Raw genomic sequence first — 5,196 nt, 5'->3', positions numbered from 1 at the left:
AGGGCGACATGCGCGCGTACGTGACGACGCTGCGTCGCCTCTGGGCGACGGACCCGCCGGTTCTCCACCCAGGCCACGGCCCCGAAATCGACGCCCCTCGGAAAACCCTCGAGCGCCTGCTCTCCCACCGGGCCGAGCGCGAGCAGCGGGTGCTCGAGGCAGCCACGTCAGGACCCCAATCCCTCGAGGAAATCCTCGAGTCGGCCTACGAGAAGGACCTTTCGGGCGTTCGCGACCTCGCGCGGGCGACGGTCGTCGCCCATCTCGAGAAACTCGCCGTGGAGGGCCGACTGGAGTGGGACGGCCAGCGGGCGACCGCGGTCGCGACCGACGCCGAGGACGACTGACTTTTCCGCGTTGACTCCCTCCGCTCAGGTGTGCAATCGCTCGAGGCCGAACTCGACGACGCCCGCCGACTCGCGGTCGACGATCTCGCGGACGCGATCGAGTCGATCGGCTTCGAGTGTACCCGCTGTGGGGCCTGCTGCAAGGCCGACGCCGAGGACGACCACACCGCGACGGTGTTCCCGGAGGAAGTGCGCGATCTCGAGGAGAGCGCGGCGCTACGCGCCGCGGACAATCGAGCGGTGGAACCGCGAGATAGGGACAGTTATGACGGCGACTACGACTGGCGCGATATCGCCCGGCCGATGCCCTACGGTCTCTCGGAAACGGAGGACGGCGCTCTCGAGGGCGAGACCTTCGAGTGGGCGCTGCAGACCGACGGCTGCGGCGACTGTACGTTCTACGAGGAAGACGACTCCGGCACTGGCGCGTGTACCGCTCACGACGACCGCCCGCTGATCTGTCAAACCTACCCGTTCAGCGTCGCGCTCGCGGGGACCAGCCAGCCGATGGGCGAGGCCGTCGACGAAGCGGGAATGGTCCGCGCCCACGAATGCGATGGATTGGGTCGGGACATTTCTCGAGAGGACGCTGAAGACCTCGCTCGAGCGCTCAAGGAACGCGCCGTTCGGGAACTCGAGGAGGCCATCGCCGTTCGAGACAACTACGAGCCCGCCGATCGCGATTCCGGCGAGATCGTCGTCCACGACTCCGAAGGCGCGAAACGGGTCGATGGGACGCCGCTCGAGAAGTGATGTAACTCGTGTATAAGCGAGAGATTCGCACGGTTATTTACCCATGTACGGCGCGCTCCGCGCGCCGTTTCCCCGAGCGCGAGCGGTGCGAGGGCTGAGCGAAGCGAAGCCCTCGGAAAAGCGAACGGGGAGGAACGACCCGTGAGCGGAGCGAGCGCTCGGCCTTTTTTGGTCGAGATTTTTGCCGGGGGTTGAGGCTGGCGTCGAAGACGCCAGCCGATGCCCCCGGTAAAAAAGGTCGTTGTTAGAACGTATCCTCGATAATTTCGCCGACGGCGAAGTTCGACTTGACCTCGGTGACTTCGATCTTGACGCGTTCGCCGACGTCGGCACCGGGAACGATGATGACGTAGCCGCGTTCGACGCGGGCGATGCCATCGCCCTGTTTACCGATGTCTTCGATCTCGACGTAGCGCGTTTCGCCGACATCGACCGGTGGCTGCGGCTCCGACGGCGTGCTCTGAGCCGTTGTGGTCGTCGTCCCCTCGTCGGTGCTCGCCTCGTCCTCGCGCGAGATGAGCGCGACGCGGTAGACCTCGCCGGGGTCGACGTCGCCGGTCTCGATCTCCTGGCGCGGCACCTCGATGACGTATCGATCCTCCTCTTCCGAAACGTCCGTACTGAACAGACACAGCAGTTTTTCAGATATTTCCACAGCGAGACCCTCTATTTCACTTCTGATCCGCATCCATAATAGAACTACCGACACCGAGCCGTCGATTGACGGGCAAAGCGCCCGTTCCGGGACGAATCCGACCGAAATCGAACTCAGTCCGCGCGTTCGAGCGGCCGCGTCGTCATGAACTGCGTCAGGTCGAACTCGGTCCCGAGGGCGGCGTCGGCGACGCTCTCGTAGGGACGGTTAACGACGATATCGCCCGCGGTGCGGTCGCCGATACCGGGGATGGCGGCGAGTTCGTCCATCGAGGCCGCGTTGAGATCCAGCGGGTAGGGAACGCCGGTCACCGAGCGATAGCCGTGATCGACGACCGCGACGTCGATGGTCCGCTCGAGTTCGCGTTCGCCCGGGATCCCGACCAGCAGGGGGTAGGTGCCGAGCTGGCGGCCGAAGGTTGTGCCGTCCTGGTGGTACTCGAGGTGGACGTCCGGGAGGACGGTTCCCGGGGGCGCGACGCGCTCGAGCATCGGGTTGTCGATCTCCTCGCGGACTCGCTTTTTGTAGCGTTTGAACAGCTGCTTGTGTTCGTTCGCGATCTCGGCTCCCGTCTCGCTCATGTCGGTGCCGTCGAAGGCCATCACCTGCCGGATGTTGATCCGCCGGAGCATGTAGCCCTCGTCGTACACCCGCTGGAGGAACGCGCGATTGCGCTCGTAGGTCTCCTCGCGCTCGCCCTTGAGCCCGTGCAGGAGGTTGATCCCCGGCAGGAGCTTGGGCAGTCGACGCGGCGCGTCGTCGCCGAAGGTGGGCGCGTCTTCGCGGTCTCCGCCGGGTCGCCAGCCCGCTTCCTCGTTGACGATCCGGACCGCTTCGAAACACTCCTCGGCGGTGACGTTGAGGTTGTTCGCCTCCTGCACGACCGGGTCGGCCGACTCGAGGCCGAACGCGGCCGTGTCGCCGGGCGTGTTGTGCTCGGCGATGATCCGGATCCCCTCCCGGCTCTCCTCGGGCCACTCGACGATCGTGATCGGGTTCATGTTGTCGAGGTGGAGCGTCTCGAGGTCGGGCGCGACCTCGCGGATCCCGCTGTAGAGCTGTCGCAGGGCGTCGGGATTGGGCGCTTCGCCGTCGCCGCCGTAGGCGAGGATGTCGGCCTGCCGGCCGAGCCGGAAGTGTTTCACGCCGTAATCCGAGAGCGCGTCGACCTCGCCGACGACCGACGGCGGCGACCGGAAGGACGGATTGCCGTAGAGCGGTTCCGTACAGAACGAACACCGGTAGGCGCAACCGCGGGAGGTCTCGAGTTCCGCGATGAGGTGGTTCGGATGGTTGGGATGCTGTTCGACCACGAACGCGCCCTCCTGGGCCCACCGCGAGACCTCGTCGACGTCGCGCATTCGGTTGTTGAATCCCTCGAGACCGCTTGAAACGAGGTCGTAGACGGCGGCCTCGACGTCGCCCTTGGCGACGAAATCGAAGTCGAGATCCCGGCGTTCGGTTTCCGTCGCGCCGGCGTTCTCGTCGCCGACGCCGAACTTGACGGGGCCACCCATGAGGCTCGTGCCGTCGGTCGTCCAGGCGAGCTTTCGGACTTCGTCCGGTTCGGCCGGCGTGCCGCCGACGTACTTCCCGGGGACGGTCATCCCACCGAGGTAGATCAGGAGGTCGGCCTCGTCGACGTCGCGCCAGTAGTCGGGCTTGTCGCGGAGTCTGTCGATCGTGTGGTACGTGATCTGCTCGCGCGGGACGCCCGCGTCGACGAGCGCGCCCGCCGCGTACCGGGGATACGTCGAGATGTACGGCGGCACCCCGAAGTGCGCGGGCTCGTCGACGTAGCCGTCGACGATCGTCACCGCCAGCGTCTCGGGGTCTGTCATGGCTCCCGATAGCGACTCGAGGGGTAAAACGGTGACTACACGAAAGCCCCGGCTCGCTGGGCATACACGCCCAGCGAGCCGCCCCTTTCAGTCCCACCCGGACGCGGGTTGATCGGCCGGCAGATTCGGAGCGGAGATCGGGTCATCACGTGGTGTACCGATGACGCGGTCGGCACTAGCGAGGGTGCGTCACCAATTTCGCGCGAGTGAGCGAGCGTCTCGAGCGACCGAGTCGTCCGGGGAGATCGAGGGAGGGACGTTCTGCGTCCCCAGATACTCGGTACCCGTTCCCTTGCCCGAAACAGACACCGGTTCTACGAATTAGCGTGCCGCAACCCCGACGTTGATGGTCGTCGTCCCGCTACTATCGCACATGCCACCGACGGAGGAAATCGTCTGTACCGACGAGGACTGCTTTCTCGATATCTTCGAGAATCACTACACCTACGACGTGCCCGACGACTTCGATGTCTCGGAACTCTCGTGCCCGGTCTGCAGCGGAACCGACTGCCTCGAGCGGGTGGAGCTCTGAGCGGAGCGCCCCGCTCGTCAGACGTTTCTTTTGTTCCGAGCAAAAGGAATATCAACCCGGCTATCGTACCCGTTCCTACGGTCATGTCTCCCATGCATTGCAAACCCTTTCTCCAGGTCCCCGCGACTGCCGCCCGCGTTCCACGCACCACCCGGGGTGACGCCTCGTGACCCTCAAAGACCTCGGCAAATCGGTCGGTAGCGTGCTGTACCGACAGGTCGGTCGCGCGAACGGTCGCGTCCAGAACCACCGATCGCTGCCCGTCGACGTCCTCGAGAACGACGCTTCCTACCGCGTCGTCTTCGACGCGCCCGGCGCCGAGCCGGACGACGTACAGGTCCGCTACCTCGAGGGGAACGTCAAGATCCGGATCGACCGGTTCCGACAGTTCCACGAGGGGTACGAGATGCGGTTTCCCGGCCGCGGAATGTCGCTGTCCGCCGACGCCGAGTTGCCGACCGACGCGGTCGTCGATCCGGACGCCGGAACGGCGCGACTCTCCGAAACCGGGACGCTGAGCGTCGAAATTCCGAAGGACTCCGCGGTCAGCGGCGCGTCCGAGGCCGAGTCGGATACGAAAATCGACGCAACTGACGCGTCCGATGCAACCGACGTGTCCGATGCGACTGACGTGTCCGATGCGACCGACGTGTCCGATGCGACCGACGTATCCGAAGCGTCCGATTCGGGACCTGACACCGAGCCGGTCGTCGTCGACGACTGACTCGGACGACTACTGTCGGTCAATTTCGGCGCACCCGCGCCCCGTCATGTGGGCGCGCCGAGAGACAGTGACAGCGGACCGTCTCAGTTCGGGTCGAGCGCCATCCCCTCGACGACGTCGAACGTCTCGTCGCCGCGGAACCGCGTCGGATCGAAGGCGTCGATTCCGTCCCCGCCGAGTATTTCCTCCGCGAGCCGCTCTCCGATCGCCGGCGCACGCATGAAGCCGTGGCCCTGGAATCCGGTCGCGACGTACAGCCCGTCGCGGACGCGTCCGACGAGCGGATCCCGGTCGGGCGTCGCCGTACAGAGGCCGGCCCACGCTCGCTCGAGTCCGTGATCGCC

At 65.8% G+C, this 5,196-nt stretch carries 6 protein-coding genes and 1 pseudogene; 4 read left to right on the top strand and 3 right to left on the bottom strand.

The window, feature by feature from the left end; all coding sequences use genetic code 11:
- Positions 1 to 347 (top strand): annotated as a pseudogene (locus tag PGX04_RS25995) (MBL fold metallo-hydrolase); the annotation flags it as partial.
- Positions 348 to 377: 30 nt separating this feature from the next.
- Positions 378 to 1,100, top strand: coding sequence for a YkgJ family cysteine cluster protein (locus PGX04_RS25990; RefSeq protein WP_273741142.1), 723 nt, complete (start codon positions 378 to 380; stop codon positions 1,098 to 1,100).
- Between the two features lie 244 nt (positions 1,101 to 1,344).
- Here PGX04_RS25990 and PGX04_RS25985 read toward each other — a convergent pair whose 3' ends face one another.
- Both PGX04_RS25985 and PGX04_RS25980 read right to left on the bottom strand, forming a co-directional pair.
- Positions 1,345 to 1,755 (bottom strand): TRAM domain-containing protein, encoded by a 411-nt coding sequence (locus tag PGX04_RS25985; protein ID WP_273741141.1) that lies wholly within the window; start codon positions 1,753 to 1,755, stop codon positions 1,345 to 1,347.
- A 113-nt stretch (positions 1,756 to 1,868) separates the two neighbouring features.
- Complete coding sequence (locus PGX04_RS25980) at positions 1,869 to 3,596, bottom strand: radical SAM protein (RefSeq protein WP_273741140.1); 1,728 nt, start codon at positions 3,594 to 3,596, stop codon at positions 1,869 to 1,871.
- Between the two features lie 373 nt (positions 3,597 to 3,969).
- On the opposite strand from PGX04_RS25980, the gene PGX04_RS25975 reads away from it, so the two are divergent.
- Together PGX04_RS25975 and PGX04_RS25970 are read left to right on the top strand one after the other, a co-directional pair.
- Entirely contained in the window at positions 3,970 to 4,128 is a 159-nt protein-coding gene (locus PGX04_RS25975; protein ID WP_273741139.1) for a DUF7559 family protein, read from the top strand.
- 166 nt (positions 4,129 to 4,294) lie between these two features.
- Positions 4,295 to 4,852: an Hsp20/alpha crystallin family protein gene (locus tag PGX04_RS25970; RefSeq protein ID WP_273741138.1), complete on the top strand. Its 558-nt coding sequence runs from the start codon at positions 4,295 to 4,297 to the stop codon at positions 4,850 to 4,852.
- Positions 4,853 to 4,935: 83 nt separating this feature from the next.
- Here the strand turns inward: PGX04_RS25970 and PGX04_RS25965 are convergent.
- The coding region (locus tag PGX04_RS25965; protein ID WP_273741137.1) for an NAD(P)/FAD-dependent oxidoreductase at positions 4,936 to 5,196 on the bottom strand (261 nt) is incomplete at its 5' end.

This window comes from Natrinema soli, from assembly GCF_028618695.1.
This window is presented reverse-complemented; position numbering and strand designations above follow the sequence as displayed.